This is a genomic window from Altererythrobacter sp. CAU 1644, assembly GCF_029623755.1.
Taxonomy (GTDB): domain Bacteria; phylum Pseudomonadota; class Alphaproteobacteria; order Sphingomonadales; family Sphingomonadaceae; genus Erythrobacter; species Erythrobacter arenosus.
The window spans coordinates 238,898-264,861 of the sequence record NZ_CP121106.1; the positions used below are offsets into that span (position 1 = coordinate 238,898).

29 protein-coding genes and 1 tRNA gene are annotated in these 25,964 nt (G+C 57.6%); 15 read left to right on the forward strand and 15 right to left on the reverse strand.

Features of this window, described 5'->3' with window-relative positions; translation table 11 throughout:
* Nucleotides 1-82: 82 nt before the first annotated feature.
* Nucleotides 83-910, reverse strand: coding sequence for a PhzF family phenazine biosynthesis protein (locus P7228_RS01220; protein WP_278016409.1), 828 nt, complete (start codon nucleotides 908-910; stop codon nucleotides 83-85).
* 49 nt (nucleotides 911-959) lie between these two features.
* Nucleotides 960-1,313, reverse strand: a complete 354-nt coding sequence (locus tag P7228_RS01225; protein WP_278016410.1) for a winged helix-turn-helix transcriptional regulator — start codon at nucleotides 1,311-1,313, stop codon at nucleotides 960-962.
* A 120-nt stretch (nucleotides 1,314-1,433) separates the two neighbouring features.
* Between P7228_RS01225 and P7228_RS01230 the strand changes: the two genes are divergently transcribed.
* From P7228_RS01230 to P7228_RS01250, 5 genes are read left to right on the forward strand one after another with little or no spacing between them, the layout of a single operon-like run.
* A complete protein-coding gene (locus P7228_RS01230) occupies nucleotides 1,434-2,051 on the forward strand; it encodes a glutathione binding-like protein (protein WP_278016411.1) in 618 nt (205 codons plus the stop codon).
* Between the two features lie 55 nt (nucleotides 2,052-2,106).
* Nucleotides 2,107-2,502 carry a nuclear transport factor 2 family protein gene (locus tag P7228_RS01235; protein ID WP_278016412.1) on the forward strand — a complete coding sequence of 132 codons (396 nt, stop codon included), beginning with the start codon at nucleotides 2,107-2,109 and terminating at the stop codon, nucleotides 2,500-2,502.
* 3 nt (nucleotides 2,503-2,505) lie between these two features.
* Nucleotides 2,506-2,718, forward strand: a complete 213-nt coding sequence (locus P7228_RS01240) for a tautomerase family protein (protein WP_278016413.1) — start codon at nucleotides 2,506-2,508, stop codon at nucleotides 2,716-2,718.
* Between the two features lie 13 nt (nucleotides 2,719-2,731).
* Complete coding sequence (locus P7228_RS01245; protein WP_278016414.1) at nucleotides 2,732-3,691, forward strand: NAD(P)H-dependent flavin oxidoreductase; 960 nt, start codon at nucleotides 2,732-2,734, stop codon at nucleotides 3,689-3,691.
* A 15-nt stretch (nucleotides 3,692-3,706) separates the two neighbouring features.
* Nucleotides 3,707-4,348 (forward strand): glutathione S-transferase family protein, encoded by a 642-nt coding sequence (locus P7228_RS01250; protein WP_278016415.1) that lies wholly within the window; start codon nucleotides 3,707-3,709, stop codon nucleotides 4,346-4,348.
* Nucleotides 4,349-4,371: 23 nt separating this feature from the next.
* Here the strand turns inward: P7228_RS01250 and P7228_RS01255 are convergent, their stop codons facing one another.
* Entirely contained in the window at nucleotides 4,372-5,526 is a 1,155-nt protein-coding gene (locus P7228_RS01255) for a serine hydrolase domain-containing protein (RefSeq protein WP_347402849.1), read from the reverse strand.
* Nucleotides 5,492-5,899 carry a hypothetical protein gene (locus P7228_RS01260; RefSeq protein WP_278016417.1) on the reverse strand — a complete coding sequence of 136 codons (408 nt, stop codon included), beginning with the start codon at nucleotides 5,897-5,899 and terminating at the stop codon, nucleotides 5,492-5,494. The genes P7228_RS01255 and P7228_RS01260 overlap by 35 nt, the downstream gene beginning before the upstream one ends.
* Nucleotides 5,900-5,991: 92 nt before the next feature.
* Here P7228_RS01260 and P7228_RS01265 point away from each other — a divergent pair, with 92 nt between their 5' ends.
* Nucleotides 5,992-6,588, forward strand: a complete 597-nt coding sequence (locus tag P7228_RS01265) for a TetR/AcrR family transcriptional regulator (protein ID WP_278016418.1) — start codon at nucleotides 5,992-5,994, stop codon at nucleotides 6,586-6,588.
* An 88-nt stretch (nucleotides 6,589-6,676) separates the two neighbouring features.
* On the opposite strand, the gene P7228_RS01270 is transcribed toward P7228_RS01265, so the two are convergent.
* Together P7228_RS01270 and P7228_RS01275 are read right to left on the reverse strand one after the other, a co-directional pair.
* Entirely contained in the window at nucleotides 6,677-7,513 is an 837-nt protein-coding gene (locus tag P7228_RS01270) for a dienelactone hydrolase family protein (protein WP_278016419.1), read from the reverse strand.
* Nucleotides 7,514-7,597: 84 nt separating this feature from the next.
* Nucleotides 7,598-7,963, reverse strand: a complete 366-nt coding sequence (locus P7228_RS01275) for a DUF4383 domain-containing protein (RefSeq protein WP_278016420.1) — start codon at nucleotides 7,961-7,963, stop codon at nucleotides 7,598-7,600.
* Nucleotides 7,964-8,352: 389 nt separating this feature from the next.
* Between P7228_RS01275 and P7228_RS01280 the strand changes: the two genes are divergently transcribed.
* The 4 genes from P7228_RS01280 (at nucleotide 8,353) to P7228_RS01295 (ending at nucleotide 11,413) form a co-directional block, all read left to right on the forward strand.
* Nucleotides 8,353-8,883 carry a DUF4142 domain-containing protein gene (locus P7228_RS01280; RefSeq protein ID WP_278016421.1) on the forward strand — a complete coding sequence of 177 codons (531 nt, stop codon included), beginning with the start codon at nucleotides 8,353-8,355 and terminating at the stop codon, nucleotides 8,881-8,883.
* On the forward strand, nucleotides 8,880-9,341 hold the full coding sequence (locus tag P7228_RS01285) for a cupredoxin domain-containing protein (protein ID WP_278016422.1): 462 nt from the start codon (nucleotides 8,880-8,882) through the stop codon (nucleotides 9,339-9,341). The genes P7228_RS01280 and P7228_RS01285 overlap by 4 nt, the downstream gene beginning before the upstream one ends.
* 68 nt (nucleotides 9,342-9,409) lie before the next feature.
* Complete coding sequence (locus tag P7228_RS01290) at nucleotides 9,410-10,444, forward strand: transporter (protein ID WP_278016423.1); 1,035 nt, start codon at nucleotides 9,410-9,412, stop codon at nucleotides 10,442-10,444.
* 42 nt (nucleotides 10,445-10,486) lie between these two features.
* Nucleotides 10,487-11,413, forward strand: a complete 927-nt coding sequence (locus P7228_RS01295) for an AraC family transcriptional regulator (RefSeq protein WP_278016424.1) — start codon at nucleotides 10,487-10,489, stop codon at nucleotides 11,411-11,413.
* Between the two features lie 79 nt (nucleotides 11,414-11,492).
* On the opposite strand, the gene P7228_RS01300 is transcribed toward P7228_RS01295, so the two are convergent.
* From P7228_RS01300 to P7228_RS01320, 6 genes are all read right to left on the reverse strand, one after another.
* Nucleotides 11,493-12,509 (reverse strand): ornithine cyclodeaminase family protein, encoded by a 1,017-nt coding sequence (locus P7228_RS01300; protein ID WP_278016425.1) that lies wholly within the window; start codon nucleotides 12,507-12,509, stop codon nucleotides 11,493-11,495.
* Nucleotides 12,506-13,381: a PhzF family phenazine biosynthesis protein gene (locus P7228_RS01305; RefSeq protein ID WP_278016426.1), complete on the reverse strand. Its 876-nt coding sequence runs from the start codon at nucleotides 13,379-13,381 to the stop codon at nucleotides 12,506-12,508. The genes P7228_RS01300 and P7228_RS01305 overlap by 4 nt, the downstream gene beginning before the upstream one ends.
* A 590-nt stretch (nucleotides 13,382-13,971) precedes the next feature.
* Nucleotides 13,972-14,172: a DDE-type integrase/transposase/recombinase gene (locus P7228_RS16095; protein ID WP_430732490.1), complete on the reverse strand. Its 201-nt coding sequence runs from the start codon at nucleotides 14,170-14,172 to the stop codon at nucleotides 13,972-13,974.
* Nucleotides 14,173-14,302: 130 nt separating this feature from the next.
* Nucleotides 14,303-15,334: a Rieske (2Fe-2S) protein gene (locus P7228_RS01310; protein ID WP_278016427.1), complete on the reverse strand. Its 1,032-nt coding sequence runs from the start codon at nucleotides 15,332-15,334 to the stop codon at nucleotides 14,303-14,305.
* A gap of 129 nt (nucleotides 15,335-15,463) precedes the next feature.
* Nucleotides 15,464-17,668, reverse strand: a complete 2,205-nt coding sequence (locus P7228_RS01315) for a TonB-dependent receptor (protein WP_278016428.1) — start codon at nucleotides 17,666-17,668, stop codon at nucleotides 15,464-15,466.
* Nucleotides 17,669-17,933: 265 nt separating this feature from the next.
* Complete coding sequence (locus P7228_RS01320) at nucleotides 17,934-18,575, reverse strand: TetR/AcrR family transcriptional regulator (RefSeq protein ID WP_278016429.1); 642 nt, start codon at nucleotides 18,573-18,575, stop codon at nucleotides 17,934-17,936.
* A gap of 152 nt (nucleotides 18,576-18,727) precedes the next feature.
* On the opposite strand from P7228_RS01320, the gene P7228_RS01325 reads away from it, so the two are divergent.
* The 3 genes from P7228_RS01325 to P7228_RS01335 are packed head-to-tail and all read left to right on the forward strand — an operon-like array spanning nucleotide 18,728 to nucleotide 21,424.
* The gene (locus tag P7228_RS01325; RefSeq protein ID WP_278016430.1) at nucleotides 18,728-19,123 is read left to right on the forward strand and encodes a RidA family protein; all 396 of its coding nucleotides are present in this window, start codon (nucleotides 18,728-18,730) and stop codon (nucleotides 19,121-19,123) included.
* Entirely contained in the window at nucleotides 19,120-21,186 is a 2,067-nt protein-coding gene (locus P7228_RS01330; protein ID WP_278016431.1) for an alpha-ketoacid dehydrogenase subunit alpha/beta, read from the forward strand. The genes P7228_RS01325 and P7228_RS01330 overlap by 4 nt, the downstream gene beginning before the upstream one ends.
* Complete coding sequence (locus tag P7228_RS01335) at nucleotides 21,173-21,424, forward strand: lipoyl domain-containing protein (RefSeq protein ID WP_278016432.1); 252 nt, start codon at nucleotides 21,173-21,175, stop codon at nucleotides 21,422-21,424. Before P7228_RS01330 ends, P7228_RS01335 begins: the two co-directional genes overlap by 14 nt.
* Before the next feature lie 278 nt (nucleotides 21,425-21,702).
* Here P7228_RS01335 and P7228_RS01340 read toward each other — a convergent pair.
* Nucleotides 21,703-21,793, reverse strand: a tRNA-Ser gene (locus tag P7228_RS01340).
* 346 nt (nucleotides 21,794-22,139) lie between these two features.
* Between P7228_RS01340 and P7228_RS01345 the strand changes: the two genes are divergently transcribed.
* Both P7228_RS01345 and P7228_RS01350 read left to right on the forward strand, forming a co-directional pair.
* Complete coding sequence (locus P7228_RS01345) at nucleotides 22,140-23,147, forward strand: peptidylprolyl isomerase (protein WP_278016433.1); 1,008 nt, start codon at nucleotides 22,140-22,142, stop codon at nucleotides 23,145-23,147.
* Complete coding sequence (locus P7228_RS01350) at nucleotides 23,144-23,461, forward strand: DUF1905 domain-containing protein (RefSeq protein WP_278016434.1); 318 nt, start codon at nucleotides 23,144-23,146, stop codon at nucleotides 23,459-23,461. Before P7228_RS01345 ends, P7228_RS01350 begins: the two co-directional genes overlap by 4 nt.
* Here the strand turns inward: P7228_RS01350 and P7228_RS01355 are convergent.
* On the reverse strand, nucleotides 23,458-23,865 hold the full coding sequence (locus P7228_RS01355) for a VOC family protein (RefSeq protein WP_278016435.1): 408 nt from the start codon (nucleotides 23,863-23,865) through the stop codon (nucleotides 23,458-23,460). The genes P7228_RS01350 and P7228_RS01355 overlap by 4 nt on opposite strands.
* A complete protein-coding gene (locus P7228_RS01360) occupies nucleotides 23,865-25,955 on the reverse strand; it encodes a RelA/SpoT family protein (protein ID WP_278016436.1) in 2,091 nt (696 codons plus the stop codon). Before P7228_RS01360 ends, P7228_RS01355 begins: the two co-directional genes overlap by 1 nt.
* Between the last annotated feature and the right edge of the window lie 9 nt (nucleotides 25,956-25,964).

Below are 25,964 nucleotides of genomic sequence, written 5' to 3' on the forward strand. Positions count from 1 at the left end.
GCTCTCCACTTGGCAGAGCAATCGGTAGCCGCTCCTTGTTTCAGGCCACCAGACCATTGCAGATAGGTTGGTAATCCCCCGCCTAAACCAACAGATCAATGAACTCTCCGCTCCCGATTCTGACCGCTTCACCACTGATTGTAGCTCGATCACCGGTTACCCGTAGCGCCATATGGCTCTGCCGCCCCATATCTTCCCCCTGGGAGATATCGTAGAATCCGTCGGGAAGCAGCGCCGCCATAGCGGCCGCAGCACCGCCGGTCGCCGGATCTTCCTGTATTCCCATCGCCGGAGCGAACATGCGTGCGTCAATTTGCGAAGCCGAACGTCGGTAGAACGAATAAACGTGCGGCGTCGAGCTATCCGCCCATTCATCGCGCCAATGCCCTAGCGAAAGGCTGCATTTCCGGAGTGCCATTCGCGAACCGAGCTCAACAAACGCAAACGGAACTCCAGCACTGGCTCCCGTAACACCGATGACTTCACTTTGCTCGATGCCGAGCAACTCGGCGCAATCAACTGTGCTCTTGGTCGTACCTACTTTCGACGCTTGGATCGGAGCTGCTAAGCTGGCTCGACGCTCGTCGACAGTGACATGAACCGCACCCAACTCCAGTTCGAAATCAACCTTGTTCGTGGCCAGCCCGGCATCACGCAGCGCGATAGCCGCACCGATTGTCGGATGACCGGCAAAGGGCAACTCGGCTTGCGGAGTATAGATACGCAAACGCCAAGATGAGCCTCCATCCAGGCGCTCCAGAAATACGGTTTCCGACAGATTGAGTTCGTTGGCGATCCTGGCCTTCAACTCCGATGACAGACCATGAGCATCAAGAAATACCGCCAGCGGATTTCCGCTGAAAGGCATGCGGGTGAAAACATCGTACAACTGGTACTTGAGGGATGACATCAGAGTTCCGAGGCAATGAACTTGGAGCCAAGTACGACAGCGCGCGATTTCAATGCGCGAGCCCTCGCTCCTTCAGTTCGTGGCCAACTTCCACAATGGCTTCGATCGCAGGGATTAGCCGCGAACCAAGCGGCGTCAGCGCGTACTCGACCGATGGCGGTGATGTCGGCATGATCGTACGGGTCAGGACGCCCCGCTCTTCCAATTCGCGCAGGCGAGTGCTGAGGACCTTTGGCGAAACGGGAGGAATATCGACCCGAAGTTCGCTGAAACGACGTGGTCCTCCACGAAGCGACCATATGACATTGGGCGTCCAGGCGCCGCCGATAATCTTCATGCATTCGGTGAGCGGGCAGCTTTCAGGAGGTTTCGGGCTGACATTCTTTCGCATCTTGAGCGCCATGACACAATCCATGGGTTACCAATTGGAAACTCGATTCTGCAGGTTACCATAGGATACCTGATTTACATTAGATACCTTCGTTTCTAACTCCTGACCACCCCCAATACCAGGAGTATGAAAGTGAAACTCTACTATCTTCAGGGCGCTTGTTCCTTTGCAGTCCACACTGCTCTCAATGAAATCGGCGCCGAGTTTGAAATCGAGAAAGTCGACAAGGACAGCAAGAAAACCGAAGCCGGAGCGGACTTCCGCGAGATCAATCCGCTCGGCTATGTTCCAGCGCTCGAACTCGACGATGGCAATATCCTGATCGAAGCGCCTGCCATCCTCCAGTATCTGGCAGATGCGAATCCTGAAGCGGGGCTCGCGCCTGCAAATGCCACGCTGGAACGCACAAGGCTGCAGCAGTATCTCAATTTCACGGCGTCCGAGTTCCACAAGGCTTTCGCCCCGTTTTTCTCTGGCAAGGAGATGTCGGTTGAGGAACGCGAAGCTGCAGTGGCGAAGGTAGCGGTTCGGTTGGATTACATCGAATCCCTGCTGGCAGATGGGCGCGAGTATCTGTTGGGCAGCAATTTCACCGTGGCCGACACATATACCTACACCGTCGCGACCTGGACTGGCCCAACACGTATCGGCCTCGACCGATGGCCTGCGGTAAAGGCTTACGTCGCGCGTATTTCGAGCCGTCCGTCGGTTCGAAACGCTATGGTCGCCGAAGGACTTACCTCCTCCTGAGGCGATCTGTCGTCTCGGTCGCATTCCCTCAAATTACGAATCCTCGGAGCACAAGATGTCGCAAGCACCTGCGTCGCAACCTGCAGTCCTTACAGTACTGCAGAGCTACTTCGACGGTCGCCATCATGGCGACCTCGATGCCCTTCGGGAGGTGTTTCACCCAGGCGCCATCTACGTGTGTGCAACAGAGGATCATCTCACTTACCTGACGATGCAGGAGTATTTCCCGATCGTCGCAAGCCGTACCCCGCCCGCGGCCAATAGTGAGCAACGCAGGGATGCGATCGAGACGATTTCCTTTGCTGGCCAGAAGACCGCATTCGCCCGCGTACGGTGTTCGATCGGCAAGCGACATTTTACCGACTTTCTGACCCTGATCCACAGCGAAGGTCGCTGGCAGATCATCTCTAAAGTCTTTCATTTCGATCTGCTCGAGAACGAAGGGATTTGACCCATGCCTTATGTGAACATCAAGATTACGCCAGAGGGCGCCACACCCGAGAAGAAGGCCGAGCTGATCGCGGGGGTGACTGACCTGTTACAGCGGTCGCTGAACAAGAACCCGGCGACTACACATGTGGTGATCGAGGTCGTCGAATTGGAGGACTGGGGGCTTGGCGGCCTGCCGGTCGAACAATTCAGACAGCAGGCTGCGGCAAGAGAATAGGTTCCAGACGTCCATGCCAATTTCGACCCGCCTTACCAAGGAATTGAATATTCGCGCACCTATTGTGGTTGCGCCGATGGCAGGTATTTCCGGTGGCGCGCTTGCCTACGCCGTCGGGCGTGCAGGAGGTTTCGGCTTCGTCGCCGCCGGCTACCTGACGCCCGAGAAAGTCCTGAGGGAACTCGCATTGGCCAGCGGAGCGCGCCACGGCGTAGGCTTCATCACCTGGAGGGTGCTGCAAGATCCAGCAGCATTCGAAGCAGTGCTGGAACGCAAACCCGAGGCTGTTTTTCTTTCCTTTGGCGATGCCGGCCCGCTTGTTTCAAAGGTCAGAAAAGCCGGCGCACTCCTGTTCATGCAAGTCCAATCTCTTGCTGCTGCCCGCGAGGCCGCATCATTGGGTGCAGACGTAATTGTCGCGCAGGGTAGCGAGGCTGGCGGACACGGGGCAAGCCGTGCACTTGGTCCATTGGTCGATGAAGTCGTCAATGCGAATCTCGGGCCGATTATCATTGCGGCCGGGGGAATCAGCAACGGGCGCGGACTCGCGGCAAATCTGGTGCGCGGCGCCAGTGGAGCCCTGATTGGCACCGCATTCTATCCAGCAAGGGAATCTCTGGCACATTCTGCTGCGAAGCAACGAGCGCTTGCCGTGTGTGGTGACGAAACCGAACGAACCAATCTGTTCGATGCGGCGCGCGGGCTCAACTGGCCAGACGGTTGGACGCTCAGGGTCGCCAGCAATGTATTCTCCAAGCGTTGGCGCGATGCGGAAGGGTTTGCCTCGGCCAACTCCTCAGAAAGAGCCAACTTTGCTGATGCGGCGTCGGTCGGAGACTTCGACATAGCACCCGTCATTGTTGGCGAAGGTGTGGGGTTGGTCGAACGTATCGAGACTGCCGCAGACATAATCTCGAGAATTGAGCGTGAGGCGGAAGATGCTCTGCGCGACGCGCCCCAGCTTCTTCGCTAGTTCAGAGGCAAATTCATGATTGAACTCTACACCTGGAACACCTCCAACGGGCGCAAGATATCGATCGCGCTTGAGGAGATGCGAATTCCATACACCGTCCATGCGATCGATATCTATGCGGGTGACCAGTTCTCCGACGCTTTCAATGCGATAACGCCGAACAACAAGATTCCGGCAATCAGGGATACGGAGACAGGCCAGACCCTTTTCGAGTCCGGCGCGATCTTGCTCTACCTGGCGGAAATCTCCGGCCAATTCCTTGCATCCGATCCAGCGAAGCGCTGGGAAACGATCCAGTGGGTCATGTGGCAGATGGGGGGCTTTGGCCCGATCCTGGGGCAGGCGGCGCATTTCCTGCATTACAATGCGGGCGCATCGGACTATTCCGCGAACCGTTTTCTGACCGAAACCCGGAGGCTCTACGCAGTCCTAGACGGACAGCTTGCAGGCCGCGAGTTCATCGTCGGGGAGTATTCGATCGCCGATATAGCCGTCTGGCCATGGGTGTCGCGTTTCGAGCACCAAAAGATCGACCTGGAAGAGTTTCCGTGTGTGTTGGACTGGTACGTCCGTGTGGCGGGACGTTCGGCGGTGCAGAAAGGCTATGGCGTTCCCGACGTGACCGAGCGTCCGGCAATGCCTCATCCCAATCCTTGAACCGGCGGGATAGTGCCAAGCCGTTACCTGTCAAAGATCAGCCGTTCGATCTGGGCGCGTAACGTCCATCGGTCGAAGTGTTCGCCATTGGCAAGCATGACAATGCCAGCTCTGCTTTCCGGATAGATTGTTATAAGAGATCGAAAGCCTTTGTCCGAACCGCCGTGCTGTAGCACTCTCTGGCCCGCTCGTGTCGCGACCTGCCAGACAAGCGATTGCGAGATGCCTTCCCACTGTGTCGTCATCTTGATCGCTTCTGCCCTGTCATAGCTCGTTCGGGCCATCAACCGCTCATCTCGATCCAGATAGGCCTGCATGAACAAGACCAAGTCGTGGGCCGTAGTCTGCAAGCCGGAAGAAGGAGCGAAGGCGATATCGTGGGGGTGCGAGGACGCTGGTGTGTTGCCCAATCCCACATGCGGCCAGGCGGTGACTGCCTCACCGGGTGCATCAAGTGCAAAGCTGCTGTCCATCATCCCAAGCGGACCAAATATTCGCGCGTGGGCAAAATGCTGGAGACTGCCGCCGCTGCGGTGCTCGATGGCAAAGCCGAGCAGATTGTAGTCGACATCGGTGTAGCGAAATCGATGCGCGCCAGTGGCGCGGCCTGCCTGCCTGAGTGCCCGTTCAAAGTACTCCGCCTTCTCCTTCTGAGAGGTGCGTGCCCTTGCACGCTGACGATCGCGCAACCCGGCAGTGTGGGTCATCAGATCGGTCAGCAGCAAATGGGCGTTCGATCCCGCCACAAGGTCCGCCAGCGTCTGCGTCTCTGACATCTCACCGCGTTCGAACGCGGTCATCAGCGCGGATGCGACAACCGGCTTTGAAAGAGACGCGGCATGAAAGCGTGTCCGGCAATCGACCGCCGCTGTCGGCATGTCGCGGTGAACGATTCCGTGTCCCTTCACATAGATTATCTGGCCGTCCACGATCACGCCCACTGCAACGCCGGGAGTACCGCTTTCAGTCATGGCCGCTTCGATCAATCGGTCGAGTTCGCGCGCGCTTGCGTGGGACGAGCTACATTCAGAGGCCTTCGCTGAGGCTGCATTGAATGCAACCAGCAGCGCGACCGCGACGGCGACAAGGGGAGCGATCCAACCCCGACCTTTGGCCGATCGCGATTGGAGTTGCCGCCCGCGTCTATTCGGCCGCAAGATCAGTTTTCCTCGCGGCAAACATACCAGCCAGGATCGCCAGCGACAGGCATGCCAGTATTGCGGAAGCAGGATTTATCCCTGCAACCAGCAGTTCCGACCCGTCGCTGTGTGCCATACTGCCACCATAGGATCCTGCTCCGGCAAGTGCCGCGAGAAAGCCAACATTGATTGCCAATGCGGTTGCTCCGCTGACCAATGCGTGGCGCGCATTGCGCACAAGGAGCACTGTCAGAATCGAAAGCAGGCCATTAGTTACAAGTTGCCAGACTTCATGGAGCTTCGCATGGGCAGGCCAATCCGGATTGAAAACGTGAGTCGGGCTGATCTCAAGGTACGGAATTAGCACAAGAAACACCAAAGCATTCAGATAGATCGGAATACGTAACAGCATGGCCCACCTTTATATTGACAGTGTCAATTTAAGTCGCATGCAATGCCATGTCAATTTCCAAGTCAGCGGCTAAGCTTGAGTAGGAGATCGTCTTGCAGGCGAAGAAACGTTTTCATCATGGCAATCTGAAGTCAGCTCTATTGGATGCGGCGTTGAGCATTCTCGACGCGTCCGGCCCAGACGCGATCACAATCCGCGAAGTAGCCCGAAGAGCCGGCGTTTCGCATGCCGCCCCTGCCAATCACTTCGCCGATAGACGTGCCTTGTTGACGGAGGTTAGCTTGCTCTTGTTTGGACAACTTGCGTCCGACATCGAGAACAAGATCGAGGCGGAGAGGCAGTCGGGCATGGCGCGGATACGATCCTTTGCGGATTGCCTGATCGAATACGGTTTGGAGCATCCCGAAAGGTACCGAATGCTCTGGCGGCGCGATCTGGTGAGCAATGAAGATCAGCGGTTAATTCGGGCAATGGACGGCATTTATGACCGGCTGATCGCGGAAATATCGTCGATCGGCCAGCCAGATAATTCCGATCCCCATACGCTAGCGATAGCCCTATGGTCCCTTGCCCACGGTTACGTCTCGATGAGGCTCGATGGAAACTTCGATCCGGCTACCGACGATGTGACCGGCGAGCCACGCGCGAACGCGATTCTCGACATCTTCCTGGCACCGTATGCAACTTGAAAGCGGATAGGCTCGCAGCCGCCCCACCGTGAGATTCCGAATATTGCCGCCATGTACGCAAGGAACTCGGTGTCACGGCCAATATGCGTCAAGTTAGCCTGGCATGCAGCGCCGCAATGATTTCGTCTCTTGCCGCGACAGTGGGCTCACCTGCAGCATCAATCAAATGTTGTGTCAGGACGCTGTGCGGATAATTCACATGCTCTGCGAAGAATGGCGAGACGTCGGAATTGGCGGCGACATCGGGGAGAGTCTTGCCGATAAATCGAGGGCCAAGCGCGGCGCGATAAGCCTCGAATCTCGCCGCCTGACAAATCCGGTCTCCCTCGAAGCGATAAGCGAGCACAGAGAGGTCTTCGCGCTCTATACGTTCGCGGATCTGTGCCAGTTCATCGGCATCGCTCTCCAACGCAGCGGGGTTGTCGAGCGGCAATGACGGTTGCGACAGGACGGGGACGAGCACTGACTCGTCCAGCATCATCGTAAGCGCGAAATTGCCGGTAAAGCACATTCCCACTGCACCAACGCCTCTGCCGCCACATTCCATATGTGCGAAGCGCGCCAGAGCACGCAGCCAGACAGTCACCGGGCTCGCGCCTTTGCCTGCCAGGACATTGAATTCCCGCGCCACACACATGCGGCGAAAAACCTCTCCGCCTTCCTTGGCTTCCGGAACGGCACCATCACGGCCAAACAGGGACGGCATCCATACGGTGAAGCCGGCATCCCTGGTCCAACGGGCAAATCGCGCGACATGGGGGCTGAGTCCGGGCATCTCATGCATGACGACCACAGCGGGACCCTCGCCCGAACGATACACTCGGCGAGTTGCCGGGTTTCCCTCGTGGTCCGGAAATGTGAGTTCCAAAGGCTCGAAATCGGTGAGCGGGTCATCGGTCTTAAGCGATTCCTGAGAATTGGCCAATCATGGTCTCCTTTTCAGAAAGGGGCCCGGAGGCGAAGCCGACAATTGCCGTTACGCCGCCTCCGGATGCGACCGAAGGGCAAGCTACGCAATCGCGCGCTCCTTCGACAGAAATCCGCCGGCGAGAATGGCGATTGCCAACCCGGCATGCAGCCAGCGATCAGCCTCATTGATGTGGATCATCCCGAGGAGAAGATGGCTGTCGGTCATGAAACCAAGAACGGCAACTGCCACGTAGCCGATCCCGATGCCGATTATCGTTGCGCGGGATTTCCCCATGCTAGCGCCGATCAGGAATCCTGCCCCGGTGACGATGTGGACGAGATTGTGCATCGTGTTTACGGCGAAGATGCCGTCCGGCGCGACGAGCGGATTAGGGACAAAGCCGAGCAACCCCACGCCTATGAATGTCGCGCCTAGCACGCGAGCAAGTATCTTTGCTTCGATCATAACTTGTTTCCCATGATGTTTGACGACCATGTGGCCGGTGACATGGAATTCTAGATACAGTCACAACTCGTGGGCTAGGGGTCGGGCCGTCATACGGACGGCCAGCAAATTGTTCCGGATGAGCCGCATCATCCCGGCAGGTTGGCAGCGGGGTCAACCTTGTCCCGCCAGATTGAGCGTTGATTGAATCAGCTCCGCTTGTTTGCCGATTCGATCCATCCCTGCCGCCAAAGTATCCCGTATTCCTCTGCTTTCATTGCCAACCGTCCGAACTGCGTTGCGGGCAGTCCGTGATGTGCCGGCCGGTATTTTCCAACAAGATTTGCAGTGCCAACTGCGGTTGCGTTCGCAGGAACGAACACTGCTTCAACCGCTAAAGGAAGTTCGAAATGACCTTGACTATCTCCCGTCTGGCAGCAGCAGCGCTGCTCGCTTCGACAGTCTTCGCCACTCCAGCTGTGGCCAAAGATGGGCCATCAGACATGCAGATCGCCCACATCGCCTATACGGCCGGAAATCTCGATATTCGCTACGCGCACCTGGCGCTGGCGAAGTCGAACAATCCGGAAGTTCGCAAGTTTGCTGAACTCATGATCCAGGATCACACAGCCGTTAACGAGCTTGCGGTCGCGCTTCTCACCAAGCTGGGTGCCACACCGGAAGACAATCCGACCAGCCAGCAGCTTACCGCAGATGCGCACGCAAAGCTGGATCAGCTCGCTCAGATGCACGGAGCGGAGTTTGATCGTGCCTATGCGGCCAACGAGCTTGGCTACCATCAGTTCGTCAACAAGACGGTGGAAACAGCCTTCATCCCGGCCGTCGACAATCGGGAGTTCAAGGATCTCCTCGGTCAGGCTCTCGAAGTCTTCAAGGTGCACGAGCAGCACGCTGCACACATGGTTCGGGTGCTCAAGTGAAGGCGTCCGTATTCAGCCGCAAATCAGGGGGGCGCGTAGGCGCCTCCCTGGCGACGCCGACTCTGCTGATTGCAACGTTGGCTGTTCTAGCCGTTGGTGCCGTGTTCGCGTCTGCGGATTCTGCATCAGCCAAGGGTAACGAAGGATCACGAACCCATGTGGTCGAGATCCGGCAATTCAAGTTCTTTCCCGCCACGCTTGAGGTGAAGACAGGCGACACCATCACCTGGAAGAACCTCGATGCCGCTCCGCATACTGCGACAGCAAGAGGCAAGCCTGGAAGTGTTGCTGCCTGGAAAAACCTCGCCGCTGCGCCGCTCGCTGCAATAGGCCAGGCTTGGGATTCGGGAAAGCTGAACCGCAATCAGAGTTGGAGCCTGAAGATAACGGGCAAGGGAACCGTCGAGTATATCTGCGCCTACCACCCCGGGATGAAAGGCAAGATCGTCGTCAAATGAGGGGGTAACGGGTCGCAGCCCCCCCCGACGTCCGCTACATCAATTGCCGACAGAGAGTCGAAATCAACATGAAAATCTCATCGAGTACGGCCGCATTTGCCGCGGCGATTGCTCTGTGGTGTGCCAGTAGTGGCGCGGCCATGGCACACCATGTGGTCGCGTCCGGACCGTCGAATACGGCGGGGCCGATCAACACGATCAGCCCCGATACGCTTGCAAAGGGCGAGCTTGCACTCAGCGCTGATATCTATGCCGAAAACTATGACGCCTTTCGCGATAATGAGCTGGGCGAATTCGCCGAAGACGGGCTGGAGGGAGTGCACAATACCGATGCGGCCTACCTCACAACGCTCAGCCTGGAATATGGCGTAACGGACCGGCTGAGCCTCAGCCTTTCGCTGCCGTTCGTTCTTCGCTCAGGCATACGCGAAACCGAACACCATGAAGGTGGGCACGGGCACGCGGCCCACCCCGAGATCGAGCAACTTGGCAGCTCTGAAGGCATTGGCGACCTTCAACTTGGTGTGAGGTATGCCCTGCTCGATCGCACATCCGACGGATTCGGTTTGGCGCTTATGGCAGGACTGAGCGTCCCAACCGGAGAAACGCGCGAGCGGACTAACGAAGGGGGCCGGTTCGAAACAGAATTCCAGCCCGGATCAGGATCGTGGGATCCGCGCGGTGGCTTTGCCTTGGGGAAGAGCTTCGGCCCGCTTTCGGCGGACGCAAGCCTGCTCTACACCCTTCGAACCAAGGGATCGCAGGACACCAATCGCGGGGATCATCTGGCTTTCAATGCCGGCCTCAGTTGGCGGATCGGGCAAGGCGCGCATACGCACGACGATGGCACTTTCGAGCGGCATGAGGCGCTCGATCTTATCGTCGAAATCAACGGTGAATGGGAAGAGCGTGAACGCGTCGGCACCTTGCGCGACCCGCATAGCGGCGGCACGCAGATCTTCCTGTCGCCCGGTTTTCGCTATAGCTCGGCCAATGGCTGGGCAATCTACAGCTCCGTTGGAATCCCGGTCCATGAAGACCTGCGAGGCATACAGAATGAAACCGATATTCGCTTCAAGCTCGGGGTTGGGCTAGTCCTCTGACCATGCTTGACGACAATCAACACGTCTCGAACGGAGCGCCCAATGAACGTCCTTGACGATATACTGAGCACGCTCAACCTCAAGGGGGCGCTCTATTTCCGGACCGACCTGTCAGCGCCATGGGCGGTAACAGTTCCCGACCTTGAGCAGGCAGCGCGCTTTCACTTGTGCGTGCAGGGAACGTGCCTGGTTGGATTTGAAGATGGGAGAAGTGCCGAGCTCAAGCCGGGAGACTTGATCCTCATCCCACGCGGTCGCTCGCACACGCTTTCCTGCACACCTGTCGAGGAGGCCCCGCCGCTCGAAACGGTTCTGGCCGATGCCGGTTATGACGGAGAAGGCGTGCTGGTTGTCGGGGAAGGCGATCCCAATGCCTCGACCCAGTTGATCTGTGGCCATTTCACATTTCGCGATGGCGCCGACCATCCCCTGCTCCGCGCATTGCCGGACTATCTGATGACCTGTTCGGCGGTTCGCGCCCGCGAGGTCTGGCTCGACGAGGTGCTGCGTCTGCTGACGCAAAAGATGTTCCACGAGGGTGCCGTGGGCAACGCGACGGTGACCCGCCTGTCAGAAGTGTTCTTCATCGAGCTGCTGCGGCTCGGCGTGGGCCGGACACCAGAGATGGAATCGATCCTTACCGCACTCACTGATCGCCAGATCGGCAGAGCCTTGCAACTGATGCACCGCCACGCGGACCAGCATTGGACCGTCGGAAGTCTTGCGAGTGAAGTGGGCATGTCGCGTAGTAGCTTTGCCGACCGATTCAGCGAGTTGATGGGCATGGGCCCGATGAGTTATCTGTCCGAATGGCGGTTGCAAAAGGCGCTTTCCCTGCTTGAGGACACCGGCTGCTCGGTGCAGCAGGCAGCGGCGGGGACCGGCTACCAATCGCCGGCCGCTTTTACCCGCGCCTTCACTTCGAGGTTTGGATACTCGCCACGTGAGCTCAAGCGAAAAGCGGGTTAGAACTCCCGCGACGTCTTATCCAGATGTCTGGTCGGCCAGATTTTTCCGAACGGAGGGGGCCAAGAAACCTGCTCACGTTTCAAGTTTTCTCACCCATCTTTCTCAGGAGGACTTCCACCGCTGCAATGTCCTGGACGCCCAATCCGCTTAGCGTCGCGACTGTAATCTCGCTTTCTGATTGGCGTCCCATTTTCCGCCCTGCGAGGACCTCACCCAATTCGCCTGCAAGCAGGTCCGCTCGATACTGCCCTCGAGCGATCGCGGCATGGACATCGCCCGTTTCCGTAGCAAGCTTGATTTCGTCGACCAACACCCTTGAGCGCTGCAATGTAGTAGCATCAAGCTCACACTTGGTCGCATCGTCTGCCCCGATAGCTGTGATATGCTGACCCTCATGTAGCCAATCGCCTCTCACGATCGGTTCCCGCGCCCCGGTCGCAGTGATTATCACGTCTGATTGCCTAACAGCCGTTTCCGCTCCGACATATTGGATCGTCAGGTGCGGTAGGCGCTGGCTAATCCGTCCGCCTAGCCGACGAGCTTTTCGCTCATCACGAGCCCAGATGTAAAGGCGGTCGAATGGCCGCTCGCGATGCAAGGCCATTGTTTGCCAATAGGCCTGGGTCCCCGAGCCAAGAACTGCTGCGCTTTCAACTGTTGCTGGCGCCAGCACCCGCGCAGCCAGTGCTCCAGCGGCCGCGGTTCGCAAGTCCGATATCCTGTGCTGATCATCGATTAGCGCGATGGTATGACCGGTGAGCGCGTTGAAGGCGGCAACCAATCCGCCTTGTGGCTTACCATCGGCCACATTCGCGGCGAACCAAGGCGCGACCTTCACAACGAATACCGTGCTTCCCTCAAGCGTCGCAGCCTTGACAAGTACATCGCCCGCCGTTCGGTCTCTGAGGGGATGCAGGCTAATCATCTCGTTGTGCGCGCGTCCGCAACTGTAGGCTTGGAACGCTCGGGAGACTGGTTCAATTAGATCCTCCAAGCCAAGCGCCGCTTCGACTTCGCTTGGCGTGACGAATCTCGGGGAAGTCGAATTCCGCGCCGCTCGATTCGAATTGTCACGCACCTCCAGCATCGCCCTCATGGGATGACCTCGAGTTCTCCAGAGCCAACAAAGGCCACATGCCCCTCGATCTCGACCTTCTCGACCGCGCCAGCGCTACCTGTCGGTCTCAGGTTTAGCGTGCTGGGGCGGCCGACAAATCGCCCCTGGCTCAGCCTGAAGAACTTGCCCGCCTCAACCAAGCCATGATGCAAGGCATATGCCGCGATCGTGCCCGCGGCGCTCCCTGTGGCAGAATCTTCAAGACTGCCGTCATTGGTCCAATGGCGGATCTCGTCCAAATTTTCGCTCAAAATGACCGCGTATTCGGCACCGCACTTCGCGACTAGTGGAGAAATGTCTCGCGCTATCGATGCACGAGCAAGCGCCTCCTGCCTAACCGGAACGACCAGGTAGCGGAGGCCAGTGCTAATCACCTGGATCGGAAGTGCTTCGGCGAGGTCTTGAGGCTCAAGACGAAATGATGCTGCGATCTCATGCCTGTCATCGACCAGCGAACCGATCACGGGGCGCCCCTGATCCATCAGGCCTGAATAGCTATTGGGTCCGAAGCACCGCGTGCTTACCTCCACTTCCCTTCTTCCCAGAAGAAATTTCCACCTGGCTTCTGGAATTGAACCGACCTGCCGATGCAGTGTTGCGGCAGCACCCACCAATGGATGTCCGGCGAATGGGAGTTCTTCCACAAGATCGAAAACCCGCGTTCTGAAGCAATACGGATCGTCGGTTGGCTCGAGAAAGATGCTTTCAAAATGCCTCATCTCTTGCGTAATCTGGAGCATCTGCATGCCATTTAGCCCGACGGCATTCGGAAAGACGGCTAGGCTGTTTCCGCCGTATGGACGGTCAGAGAATACGTCGAGATGGACATACCGGATTGCAGTAGTGGTCAAAGCGCTACCGCCAGTGCTCGAACGAATTCCGCGATTGCCTGCTCATCCCTGCGATAGAAGGTCCAACCCTTCCTACGCGTTGCGACCAAGAGCCCCGCGTCCGTCAGAATCGTAAGATGACGCGATACCGTTGCAGCGGCCAGCCCGGTCCTTTCACGGATGAAGTCCGCGCAGATCCCGTCTTGCTCTCGATCGCCGTCGAGCTGCGGAGGAAATTCGAGAGGCCTCTTCAACGCGTCCATTACGGCAAGACGCACGGAGCTGGAAACGGCCTTCAGGCCCAATGTCAGCCGTTCTGATTCGTCATTTCGCATATTTGCTAAATAGCGAATTTGCGGCCTCTGGCAAGTCTAGAATGGGTGCTGTTAGTCTGACGCCAGCTCGCCTCCGCAGTGCAAGGTGATCCTTACCCGACCCGCGCTTCAAGCCATGAGTAATTGCCACTCTTCCAGGTTTGCAGATGGGCGGGTCTTGTAGGTCTTCGGCCGATGGGATGGCGTTCGGCGTTGAGTAGGTTGGAGTTAAAGGCGTGCAATGAAGCAAATTTCTGCGACGATTGTTTTGGCCTTACCTTTTCGCTTCAGCTCCTTCTACATGAACGCCAAAGCCGCGGATTTTTCCCGCTTTCTCGAAGTGAGATTCGAGAGAACTTCTCCCTCGTGATCTACGGCACGTAAGAGATGGGCAGTCTCGCCAAGCAACTGGACGCCAATCTCATCGAGGTGCCGGCGCCAAAGGCGAACGCTTCGCATCCGACTTCCTCTATGACTGCGAACGTCGGCAGCGAACATAGGACCAAATTCATCCTACCAGTGCCGAACGGCCTCGTGGCAAATCCGGATACCGCGCCCTACCCCCAGAACCCTATCCGCTAATCAGGAGCAAGTAATCTGACAGTGCCGTCACGATCCTCGAGCGGTCCTAGTTGATGAAAGGGGCGGAGGGGTGACTTCGGGGATAGTCCTTCACGAACTTTAGATAGCGACTCAACGTCGTGTCGCCTCGTGTCAGAGCGCCAGGACGATAGTGAATGGTATTTAGGATTTCTGAGTCCTCGCCGAGTGTGCGTTCCATCAACATTTGCGCAATATCAAATCGTTCGGAATTGATTGCCTGATCGCCGGAATCTTCCAGTGCCATCACCGCGAACGGCTGATGCTTACCGACTTCCGGCAACCCGAAGCCTACCATGCCCCCCATCCAAAAGTCCCCATAGGGTCCCTCTTGCCAGAACAGGCTGGTACCAAGGATACCTAACGTCCACTCGATCGGAACATTGTTCTGGTGGCCAGCGATCAATTTGTAACGGAAACCCCAATCACTCCAATCAACATCTGCATGCGGGTCTTCGCTTGAAAACTGTATTTGATGGACTGCCTTGAAGTGCTGCATGTCCGGCGTATTCGCCGCAAACACCCACGGGTCGCAGGCGAAGTGGCTGGGCATCCGGTATGTTCGATAGACAATCTTGTCGTCCGGAACCTGGAACGTCGGGATATCCCAATGGGGCGTGTTGCCATTGAATACCCAAACTACACCGTAGGCTTCCTGAGTCGGGAATTTGAACAGGCGTGCGCGTTTCGGCGCAGGATCGCCAATGAAAGTCTTTGCACACCCGCCATCCGTGTCAAATTGCCAGCGATGGAATGCACACTCAATGTGATTGCCTTCTACCGTGCCAATGGAAAGATCAGCGCCAAGGTGCGGGCAGTAAGCGCTCATCGCCCGCACGATTCCGTCCTCGCCACGGAAGATAACGATCTTGCCGTCCAGAAAATTCTCGCCGCGAATCTCACCAGGGCCAACTTCCGATGAAAGGCACACAGGAAACCAGCTTTCCGAGAAAAGACCCTTTTCACCCTCAGCTGGCATCAGCTCACCGAGCCGTTCGACTGGATTGTTTTCTGGCAATTCGACCCTTGAGCGAGCGGGCGTGTGTAATGTCTTTTCCATGAGCGGTCCTGTCTAAGATTTAAGGCTCGGGGCAATGCTACTCAGCTCACCACCCAGTTGCGTGGCGATAGTGAGTGGTCTGCTGCGTCCATTCGACGGCGTGGACAGCAGGTGTTGATCTCAGCTTCATCAGAAGCGCGCATCGATTGCGACGCCCCACTCACGTGGACGCCCATAAGATACGTCTGTTGTTCCCAGCGTGTCGCGCTGGGTCAGTCCATTGGCTATGTACAGCTTGTCAGTGAGATTGGTGCCGAACACCGACAGCTCCCAATCGCTTCCTGTTGGAGCTACGGCAAGCCTGAGATTGAGCAGGCCATATCCCGGCTGTTCAAGCAACGGGTCATTCGAGGAAACGTGTTGGACCGTCGAACGGTAGGCATAATCGGCGCGAAACTTGGCCTCCCAATTGCTTGAGATTTCGGTCCCAAACTCCGCCCCGACAGAAAAGCTCCACTTGGGCGTCTTGACCAACTTATCGGTCAAAGTGATCGTTGTAATGCCCGGATCCAGCTCGCGATATTCAGCGTCAAGATATCCAACAGCCGCATCGAACTGCACCCTATCAATTGGCTTGGCGAGGAGTTCGAGCTCGAAGCCACGAATTCTGGCTTTACCGGCGTTCTCAATGATTGCCACAATACCGCCTTGCGGATCTGATGTGACGTTGAGAAGCTGGAGATTCGTGTAGTCACTATGGAATGCAGCGCCATTCAGCCTCAGTCGCCTGTCGGCTGTGCGCGCATGAAAGCCGAATTCATAGGTCCACACATACTCCGGTGCAAAGGGGGTTTGGGCAACGAAAGCGTTTGTCGGCCGGCCGTTGAAACCACCCGACTTGAAGCCTCGCGCCGCAGAGGCATATGTCATCAAGTCGTCGCTCCAATCGAACTCGACACTGGCCTTGGGTGTCCACGCAGTCCACTTGTCCGAAACAGCAAGATCATGCGTTGTGACGCCCGCCGCGAGGCGATCGATCCGAGAACCGAAGTCCTTCTTGTCCGAAGTGTATCGTAGTCCGCCCGAAACACTCAACCGGTCGGTCAAATCGACGCTGACATGGCCGTAACCCGAGTAGCTATCATTGTTGATTTGCGCTGATACCAGCGCCTCGAAATCGAGCGCGGGATGAATGGGGTTCCCTGCACCTCCCAGCCCTGGAATGATTCCGGGCGGGAACGCCTCGAGCGCGTCAAACAGACCGGGCGCGAAGGCAATATCGTATAGATCGAAGCCCTTTTCATGAAAGTACATAGTCCCGAAGACCCAGTTCAAACGACCGCCAAGGCTCTCGCCGGAGATCTGAAACTCCTGGGAGAACTGCTCCTGCTCATCAGTGACTGATTGCTCGAAATATCTGATCGGTGAATGATCAGAGTCTGCTCCAAAAACGGCGTCCTGTTCGCGAAAGGCCGTGATCGATTTAATCGTTGCAGCACCCAGGTGAATCGTGGCGGTTCCCGATATCCCCCAAAGGTCGAGATCACTTCGATTGAACCCCGTCCCGAAACTCTTGAATGGATCGTCAGAGATATAACGATCATCGTAGAAGTCGCCCGTCGCTGGAGCTACGAGGGCATTGTAAAGGCCAATGAGGCTGCCAGACGGATCAACTTCGATCAACGTATTGGCAATGCTGTTCTCGCGCTTACGCGTATAGTCGGCCGCTACCAGGAGATCGAAGTTTGGCGAAGCATTCCAAAGCAGCTGACCACGTACGCCACTTGAATTGATGTCTCCGAGCGTCGAGCCGTCGTTAATGCGTTTGACGTATCCGTCTGCATCTTTTGTCGAAGCAGCGATACTGGCGAGCAGCACCCCATCGTGAATCGGGATATCTACCGCGCCCGTCACTTCGAGCCGATTGAAGCTGCCATAACTTGCTCTCACACGTCCGGAGAATTCGTCACCAGGTCGGCGCGTCGTGATGTTGATTGCCCCACCAACGCTATTCTTTCCGAACAACGTGCCCTGTGGTCCTCGAAGAATCTCCACTCTCTCAAGATCGATCAGATCCATCACAGAGCCGATCGACCTCGGATAGTAGATTCCGTCTACATAGATACCGACGCCGGGCTCAGTCGTGAAAAGGAAGTCGGCCTGCCCGATTCCTCGGATGAATACTTGGGACGTCGTGCTGCCACCGGTATTTCCCGTCCCCTGATCGAAAACGAGATTTGGTGTGAAATCGCCTACACCAGACAGGTCGGTTACTCCGCGCGCCAGCAGGGCGTCTGCGTCAAACGCCGTGATAGATAACGGTGTTTCCTGTAAAGTTTCCGTCCGCCTCCGAGCGGTAACGAGGATCTCGCCAGCCTCCGCCTGGCTTTCCATTGCGGCAGGCTGGCTGTCACTCGATTGAGCCGACACTGGCATTGAATAGGATGCGCCACAGGCGGCGAGCGCCGTGAGGCATGCTGTCCGACTTAGGCGTGACTTATGTTGATCCCAGCGCATCGAGAAACCCTCCCGTTTTCTTGAATACTGGAACCCATATTATAATTTTAGAATGTCCTGTCAATTTTTATATTTTTCTTACCGGAAGACGCAAGGGTTTGCGCCCTGGAGAGGCGAGAGGAAGGCGGGCTGTTCTCGAAAGCTATCGGCTGTTGGTAACTGGCTGCCCCATGAGAAAGAGCGTCCTCAATCTCCGGTGAAGGTCCACAATCATCCTTTCGTATGGCATCTTGCCATTTGACCGGATGAATTCGTTGAAATGCGCGAGCAGGAAATGAAACAAGATGAACTTTGCATCATCAATGTTCACCGATTCCCTGATCCTGCGCGATGCAACCAGTTTGTTGAGCAGTTCTTCAAACTGCGAGTAGATGAATACCTCAAACTCATTGCGAATGGCGTCGATCGCCGGATCCCCTTCTACCGATGAAGGGCCCAGATTCCCTGAACGAAATGCATCCCATAGTTTCAATTCTCGCCATTCGTCGGAGAAGCGGCAAGCTTCGTACATCGCGGCGATGGCATCGACGGGATCTTCGGGGGGGTCAGCTGCGATACGGGACGTCTTGACCTGCATTTCGCTGATCATCGATTGAACCAGCGCAAGGAATATTCCGCCCTTGGAGCCGAAGTAGCTGTAGATCGTCCCTATGCTGACCTCTGCCTCTGCAGCAATGTCGTCGATCGTGGTCTTCGTGTAACCACGCTCCCGGAAGAGGCTCCGCGAGCTAGTCAGAATTGTCTCACGCCGCCGTTTCTTCGACTTTTCACGCAGCCCTGCCAATCCTGCCCCCACTCAGCTTCCAGCCTATATTTGATGCCCTGAGAACCTAAAGCCCTTTCGGCCCCGGCACAAGAATCTTACATTATTAGAATCTGATTGCGTTTCTTTTATTTTTGACATACCCGGCTCGATGTTATGTCGGGAGAAAAGCTATGAATCGAATTTTTCGCTCAGAAGACACCGAGAAGGCGATGGGATTCGCTTCCGCGGTACAAACGGGTCAGTTCCTTTGGGTGTCAGGCGTCGTCTCTTGGGACGCAACAATGTCCCCCATCCATGTTGGCGATACTCGCGCGCAGCTGGGCGAGGTCTATTCGCAGCTTGCTGAACTGCTGGCAGCCAACGGGTCTAACATGGCCCACATCGTGAAAGAGACGATCTACACAACCGACGTTGATGGCGTCACAGCGGCACTCGAGGAGCGCCGAAGGTTCTTTGGCGAAGGCGCGGTCCCTGCCTCAACATTGATTGGTGTCTCGCGTCTCATTCATCCTGATCTGCGCATTGAAGTAGAGGTTGTCGCAATGATTGCGGATGGCGCGCAATGAACATCTCACCTGAAGTTTTCAGCGAGACGGGTTCCTTCGATACCAGGCTGGATAGTGAGACGGCAATCGGCATCTATCAAATTATGCGAAGAATTGCAGAGACCGATCAGTCGATACAGCGGCAGCTCGCCGCGGGTGAATTACAATTCCAATACTATCCCTGTGGCGGGCAGGAGGCGATCCCGGCGGCGATTGCCCCACTGCTTTCGCCAGATGATCGGGCAGTTATCACATATCGATGCATCCATGACATTGTAGCCAAGGGCACCCCCATCAAATCGATCGTGGCTGAAATGTTCGGCAAGGCGACGGGGACTTGCGGCGGCAAAGGCGGCCCGATGCACCTATCCGATCCTGCAAATGGCCTGATGGCCACGACCGGTATCGTTGGTGCCGGCGCTCCGATAGCCAACGGCATTGCCCTAGCCAAGCAACTGGCCGGCAGCGGTCAGATTGTGATCTGCTCTTTTGGAGATGGAGCCGCCAATATTGGCGCTGTCCACGAAGCGCTCAATCTTGCCGGGTTGTGGAACCTGCCAGTTGTGTTTGTGTGTCAGAATAACCTCTATGCCGAATACACCTCGTTCGAAGAATCGACTGCGGCCAGGACGATCGCAGAGCGAGGCCCATCTTATGGTATTGTCGGCCACAGAGTGGACGGTACGTCGCCTGAAGAAATCTACGAGGCAGCGCAGACGGCGATCACGCGTGCCCGCGCCGGTGAAGGGCCGACATTGCTCGAATGCGTCGCTCCACGTTTGCAGGGCCACGCTTTTGGATCCGATGAAGCGCATATGGATGCCGAGATGTTGGCCGCTGGCCGTGCCGATCCGCCGATAGCAAAGTACCGTCGACAACTGATCGATTCATTCGGTGTTGATCCAACGTTGCTTGACGCAATTGATGCAGAGGCCAAGACCGAGGTGCAGGACGCGCTCGAATTTGCAAAAGCCGCTCCTTTCCCGACCGAAGAGCAGCTGATCCGCGATGTTTTCGCCCCTGGAGAAAAGCCGGTCATCGAATCTTTGCCGAGCAGGCCAATTGAAGTCGGCTGCGACGCGGCATTTACATCGATGCCCTATGCCGGTGCAATCAACGCCGCTCTCGATCATGCTCTGACGCATGACGACAAGGTCGTCGTTCTTGGGGAAGATATCGCCGATCCCGCAGGCGGAGTAGCGAAGGCCACGATCGGCCTTTCCACCAAGCATGGTGCGGAACGTGTGCGCAACACGCCGATCTCAGAACAAGCAATTGTGGGGGCAGCGATCGGTGCCGCAATGGAGGGATTGAGGCCCGTTGCCGAGATCATGCTGGCCGATTTCGCGATGGTTTGCATGGATCAGATCGCCAACCATGCGGCAAAACTGCGCTACATGTCAGGGGGGAAGACCACAGTTCCGCTGACAATCAGGATGTTAACAGCCGGCAATATCGGCAGTTTTGGCGCTCAGCACAGTCAGAGCCTTGAGGCTTGGTTTGCACACATTCCCGGTCTGAAAATTGCACTTCCCGCTACGCCTGCAGATGCAAAAGGTCTGTTGCTATCGGCAATTAACGATCCGGATCCCTGCATCGTGATAGAATCCATGCGATGCTATTTCACGCCCGGCGATGTTCCGGACGGCGATTATCGTGTGCCGCTAGGGGTAGCGAAAGTTGTGCGTGAAGGTACAGATGCCACCGTTATCTCATACGGTTGGGCCCTTCACGAAGTTCTTGCTGCGGCAGGCGAATTGGCAGACGCAGGGATAGAGATTGAGGTGGTCGACCTGAGATCGATTGTTCCACTCGACATGGCTACTGTTTCAGCTTCCGTCGCAAAAACCGGTCGTGCGATGATAGTTCACGGGGCGGTCGAGTTTGGCGGAATAGGAGCCGAGATCGCTGCACGCCTCGCTGAGAACCACGGGGCGGAACTGAAAGCTCCTGTCGCCAGACTGGGGTCCGCATATACACCGGTACCCTTTGCCCAAAACCTCGAGGCGGCTCATTTTCCCGATCCATCTTCAATTGTCGAACGGCTCAAATCGCTGATCGGAGGTGCAGATGGCGAAAGTTAAGTTGAAGCTGCCTAAGCTCGCCGTCTCGATGCAGAGCGGGACTATTGCCGCATGGCATGTGAACGACGGCGAGAGCGTCTCTGAAGGACAGAAACTCTACGACGTAGAGGGAGACAAGACCACCTTTGAAGTTGAGAGCCCAATAGCCGGGGTCGTGACTCGGCTGCGTATGGTGGGAGACGAGATCCCGGTCGGAACAGAGGTTATCGAAATCGACATGCTCCCAACGAGCGCATGATCGATAGCCGCCGGCTATCTGGGTCTAAGACTAGCTCGCTTCCACGCCTTACTTTGTCCGTCAATCAAGTGGGTTTGCTCTGACAGGCCACTTGCGGAAAGTTCACACCCACGCATCCAATCGGATGTTGAAAGCATGGGGCAGTCTCATGGCATTCCGTCCAAGAGAAGTGCCGGCGTATCCATCTGAACTCTTCTGATGGCTTGCCAGGGAGTAGAGCCGACATAACCACGGCCTGCTGAGAAGCTTTGAAACACGCGAAATATCAATAAGATAGGTGGCGGAGCAGGAGGGATTCGAACCCTCGATACGGGGTTACCGTATACACACTTTCCAGGCGTGCGCCTTCGACCACTCGGCCACTGCTCCGCACTATGTCCGCGCTATTGCTTCGCTGCTTGAGCGCGTTCCCGTCTGCCCTATCGCTTCTCCACATGAGTGCAAGGGATCGGTGATCACCCCTTGGACTTCAAGTAGCGGGAGGCGCGGTTGGCCAGCAAGAAGGCGCGCCTTTAACGACAGCATGCAGCAAGCGCAAGGCGAAGCGCCTTTCTCCCATGCCACCTTCTCACATTCTGTGATATACCGACTCGGGTAAGCGGTGCTGCGCGGTTAGGCATACCCTGGCGAACACCGCTTTCGAGGCCCCTTTCCGCCCTCAAAAACGCGTGGAAAGGGGCTTTTGATTGGCGCGCGCCGATGGCACACCGCTGCCATGAAGAATCTCCTCATGGCCGCCGCAGCGACGATCTCCCTCGCCTCTCCCATCCACGCGCAAGACGAAGCCGCTGAGGCATTCCTTTCACCCGGCGAGATCGTCGAACAGGCTGCGCCCGAGGAATGGGTCGCAATCCCGGCCGAAGAACTGCTGGTGATGGATCTGACGCCCGATCGCGAGGGCAATGCGCGCCGCGTGATCATCCAACTGATGCCCGCCCCGTTCTCGCAAGGCTGGGTCGAGAACATCAAAACACTCACCCGTAGCGGATGGTTCGACGGGACAGCGGTGATCCGGGTGCAGGACAATTACGTTGTCCAATGGGGCGATCCTGCTGCTGACGAGGAAGGCGCCAAGCCCTTGCCCGAAGGGCTAAAGGTGATGGAGGAGAGCGAATACTCGGCCTCGACACATATTCGCACGATCGGGTCGCCTGCGCCTGTAACCTACGAATCGCTTCGCAAGCGAGACGAACTTCGGTTAGAGCAGTGGCTTCCCTCCGACCCCTATTCACGGGCTCCATTCCAAGGCGTGAAGTTCCATGCCGGGTGGCCAGTTGCAATTGATGAGACGCAGGCCTGGCCCGTCCATTGCTACGGCATGGTCGGGGTCGGGCGCGGCATGTCGCCCAACACGGGTGACGGTAGCTCACTCTATACCGTGATCGGACACGCACCGCGGCATCTCGACCGCAATATCGCGCTGGTCGGGCGGATCGTCGAGGGAATGGAGCACCTCTCCTCGCTGCCGCGCGGCCACGGTCCGCTCGGCTTCTATGCCGATGACGAACTCGACAAGCGCACCGAGATCGTTGCGGTGCGAATGGGCAACGAACTGGAGGAATTCCCGCAGCCGCAATTCGAATATCTTTCGACCGAAAGCGAGAGCTTCGCCAAATATGCCGAGGCGCGCGCCAACCGGCGCGACCCGTTCTTCATCATCCCGGCGGGCGGCGCGGATATCTGCAATATTCCTGTGCCCATTCGCGCCGTGCCGACCGAATGACGCTCGAGCGCGTCATTCACACCACGCCCCTCCAGCGGTGGGAGGGTGATCGCGGCACATATTACCATGTCGTGATCGGTAACCAGGCGGCAGAAGCCATCACCATGCATGAGCGCATCCGGCGGCTCGAACTCGGCTCGCGACGCGGCTTCGGCTCGGTCAAGGTCATGGCGCGCATCGGCGATACGCAGTGGAAGACGTCGGTCTTTCCGAGCAAGACGGGCGAGTGGTGGTTGTTGGTCAGCCGAAAGGTGATCCGCGCAGAGGATCTGGCGCTCGGCGAGATGCTGTCGGTGGAACTGGAACTGCTCTAGCGCTCCGTCTGCTCGGCTTCCTCGGCGCTCTCGGAAACGAGCTCGACCTTCTGCATCAATTCGATCCTGTTGCCGAAGGGATCAGCGACATCGCCGCGCTTGTAGCCATCGAGCGGCTTGCCCGGCGTGAAGGGAATACCGTTTTCTTCCAGCCTGGTGACAAGGGAAGGAAGGTCGTCGACGAGCAGCGCCGGATGCGCGCGCTGCGCCGGCAGGAAGTCCTGCTCGACCCCGCAGTGGATATGCGCGCTGCCTGCCGTGAACCAGCAGCCGCCGCTGATCGCAAGATGCGCCGGCTTGGGCACTTCCGTCATGCCGAGGATGTCGACGAAGAACTCACGCGCCTCGTATTCGCCGCCATGAGGGATGGCGAGTTGGATATGGTCAATGCCGAGAACTGCCATCAGATACGCTCCGCCTGGGCGACCGCATCGCAGGCACGCAGCGCGCTGAGGATGCGGGTGAGGTGGGCGAGATCCTGCACTTCAGCGTCGATCTCGTAAGTGGTGAACGGATGGTCGAGCTCGACCTGGTCGAGCGTTTTCACATTCGCGACATTCTGCGCGAAAATACCCGCCATCTCGGCCAGCGTACCCGGGCGATCGTAGAGCGTGACCCGCAAGCGGCCGACAGCACCTTGCGAGCGCTTGCCCCATGACAGGTCGAGCCAGTCGGCATCGATCCCGCTGGCAAGCTCGAGGCAGTCGATCGCATGGACCTCCACACCCTCGTCCTTCTTGCGCAAGCCGACGATGCGGTCGCCCGGCACTGGGTGGCAGCAGGTGGCGAGTTTGAAACCGACGCCCGGGGTCAAGCCGCGGATCGAAATCGCGTGATCGCGCTTCGACCAGTCATAGTCGTCGCTGATATCAGCGGTGCAACCGGGGACGAGCGCCTCCATCACCTCGCGGTCGGTGAGCTTTGCTGCACCGATCGAGAACATGAAGTCTTCCTCGTCATCGAGTTCGAGCCGCTTGACCGCCTCGCGCACCGCCTTCTTGCCGATCCGGGCCGGGACCCTGCTTGCAATCTCGTCGAACAGCTTGCGTCCGATCTCGGCAACCTCGGCATGCTCCTTGAGCCGCACCGCCCGGCGGATCGCGGCCTTGGCCTTGCCGGTGATAACGAAGCCGAGCCAGCTCAGCTGCGGTTCCGCGTTCTTGCTCTTGATGATCTCAACCACGTCACCGTTGTTGATCGGCGTGCGCAGCGGCATGTGCCGCCCGTTGATCTTGGCTCCCACCGTTTGCGCACCGAGATCGGTATGCACCGCGAAGGCAAAATCGACGGGCGTCGACCCCTTCGGGAGCTGGAACAGCCCGCCCTTGGGTGAAAAGGCGAAGATGCGATCCTGGTAGATCGCCATGCGGGTATGCTCGAGCAGTTCCTCGGCATCGTGGCTGGCATCGACAATCTCGATCAAGTCGCGGAGCCAGCCGACCTGACCGTCGGGACGATCGCCCTGCTTGTAGGCCCAATGTGCGGCGAGGCCGAATTCGTTGCGCTGGTGCATCTCGCGCGTGCGGATCTGCACTTCGACGCGCATCGAGTTCTCGTACATCAGCGAGGTGTGGAGCGAACGATAGCCGTTCGACTTGGGCGTCGAGATATAGTCCTTGAAGCGGCCCGGCAGGAACTGCCAGGTGGTGTGCAATATGCCCATCGCGGCGTAGCAATCGGCCTCGCTCTCGCAGATGACGCGGAAGGCCATGATGTCGGTAACCTGCTCGAAACTGACGTGCCGCTCAGCCATCTTGCGCCAGATCGAATAGGGGTGTTTCTCGCGCCCCGAGACTTCGACCTTCAGCCCTGCCTCGGCCAGTGCCTGCTTGATCTTAAGCGCAATCGCATCGACCTGCCCACCGTCCTGGTTGCGCAGTTCTTCCAGCCGCTTGGTGATGGTGTGAAAGGCTTCGGGCTCGAGCTGCTCGAAGGCCAGCAACTGCATTTCACGCATGTACTCGTACATGCCCACACGCTCTGCCAAGGGCGCATAGATATCCATAGTTTCGCGCGCGATGCGGCGGCGCTTGTCGGGTGACTTGATGAAGTGGAGCGTGCGCATGTTGTGCAGCCGGTCGGCCAGCTTCACCAGCAACACGCGAATGTCCTCGGACATGGCGAGCAGGAACTTGCGCAGGTTTTCGGCCGCGCGCTCATTCTCCGGCATCTGCTCGATCTTGGACAGCTTGGTCACGCCATCGACAAGGCGCGCGATATCCGTCCCGAAATTCGCCTCGATATCCTCGATCGTCGCCAAAGTGTCTTCGACCGTGTCGTGCAGCAGCGCGGTGATGATCGTGTCCTGGTCGAGCTGAAGGTCGGTCATCAAGCCGGCAACTTCTACCGGATGCGAGAAATAGGGGTCGCCGCTAGCACGCTTCTGCGTCCCGTGCTTCTGCACCGTATAGACATAGGCACGGTTGAGCACCGCCTCATCGGCGTCGGGATCGTAATCGAGGACCCGCTCAACTAGTTCGTACTGGCGCAGCATGCTGAGCCA

Coding starts and splice junctions, on each gene's coding strand:
- P7228_RS01220 (WP_278016409.1), bottom strand. CDS start 910: ATGTCATCCCTCAAGTACCAGTTGTACGATGTTTTCACCCGCATGCCT.
- P7228_RS01225 (WP_278016410.1), bottom strand. CDS start 1,313: ATGGCGCTCAAGATGCGAAAGAATGTCAGCCCGAAACCTCCTGAAAGC.
- P7228_RS01235 (WP_278016412.1), top strand. CDS start 2,107: ATGTCGCAAGCACCTGCGTCGCAACCTGCAGTCCTTACAGTACTGCAG.
- P7228_RS01240 (WP_278016413.1), top strand. CDS start 2,506: ATGCCTTATGTGAACATCAAGATTACGCCAGAGGGCGCCACACCCGAG.
- P7228_RS01245 (WP_278016414.1), top strand. CDS start 2,732: ATGCCAATTTCGACCCGCCTTACCAAGGAATTGAATATTCGCGCACCT.
- P7228_RS01250 (WP_278016415.1), top strand. CDS start 3,707: ATGATTGAACTCTACACCTGGAACACCTCCAACGGGCGCAAGATATCG.
- P7228_RS01260 (WP_278016417.1), bottom strand. CDS start 5,899: ATGCTGTTACGTATTCCGATCTATCTGAATGCTTTGGTGTTTCTTGTG.
- P7228_RS01275 (WP_278016420.1), bottom strand. CDS start 7,963: ATGATCGAAGCAAAGATACTTGCTCGCGTGCTAGGCGCGACATTCATA.
- P7228_RS01280 (WP_278016421.1), top strand. CDS start 8,353: ATGACCTTGACTATCTCCCGTCTGGCAGCAGCAGCGCTGCTCGCTTCG.
- P7228_RS01290 (WP_278016423.1), top strand. CDS start 9,410: ATGAAAATCTCATCGAGTACGGCCGCATTTGCCGCGGCGATTGCTCTG.
- P7228_RS01295 (WP_278016424.1), top strand. CDS start 10,487: ATGAACGTCCTTGACGATATACTGAGCACGCTCAACCTCAAGGGGGCG.
- P7228_RS01300 (WP_278016425.1), bottom strand. CDS start 12,509: ATGAGGGCGATGCTGGAGGTGCGTGACAATTCGAATCGAGCGGCGCGG.
- P7228_RS16095 (WP_430732490.1), bottom strand. CDS start 14,172: ATGTTCGCTGCCGACGTTCGCAGTCATAGAGGAAGTCGGATGCGAAGC.
- P7228_RS01310 (WP_278016427.1), bottom strand. CDS start 15,334: ATGGAAAAGACATTACACACGCCCGCTCGCTCAAGGGTCGAATTGCCA.
- P7228_RS01315 (WP_278016428.1), bottom strand. CDS start 17,668: ATGGAAAGCCAGGCGGAGGCTGGCGAGATCCTCGTTACCGCTCGGAGG.
- P7228_RS01325 (WP_278016430.1), top strand. CDS start 18,728: ATGAATCGAATTTTTCGCTCAGAAGACACCGAGAAGGCGATGGGATTC.
- P7228_RS01330 (WP_278016431.1), top strand. CDS start 19,120: ATGAACATCTCACCTGAAGTTTTCAGCGAGACGGGTTCCTTCGATACC.
- P7228_RS01335 (WP_278016432.1), top strand. CDS start 21,173: ATGGCGAAAGTTAAGTTGAAGCTGCCTAAGCTCGCCGTCTCGATGCAG.
- P7228_RS01345 (WP_278016433.1), top strand. CDS start 22,140: ATGAAGAATCTCCTCATGGCCGCCGCAGCGACGATCTCCCTCGCCTCT.
- P7228_RS01350 (WP_278016434.1), top strand. CDS start 23,144: ATGACGCTCGAGCGCGTCATTCACACCACGCCCCTCCAGCGGTGGGAG.
- P7228_RS01355 (WP_278016435.1), bottom strand. CDS start 23,865: ATGGCAGTTCTCGGCATTGACCATATCCAACTCGCCATCCCTCATGGC.
- P7228_RS01360 (WP_278016436.1), bottom strand. CDS start 25,955: ATGCTGCGCCAGTACGAACTAGTTGAGCGGGTCCTCGATTACGATCCC.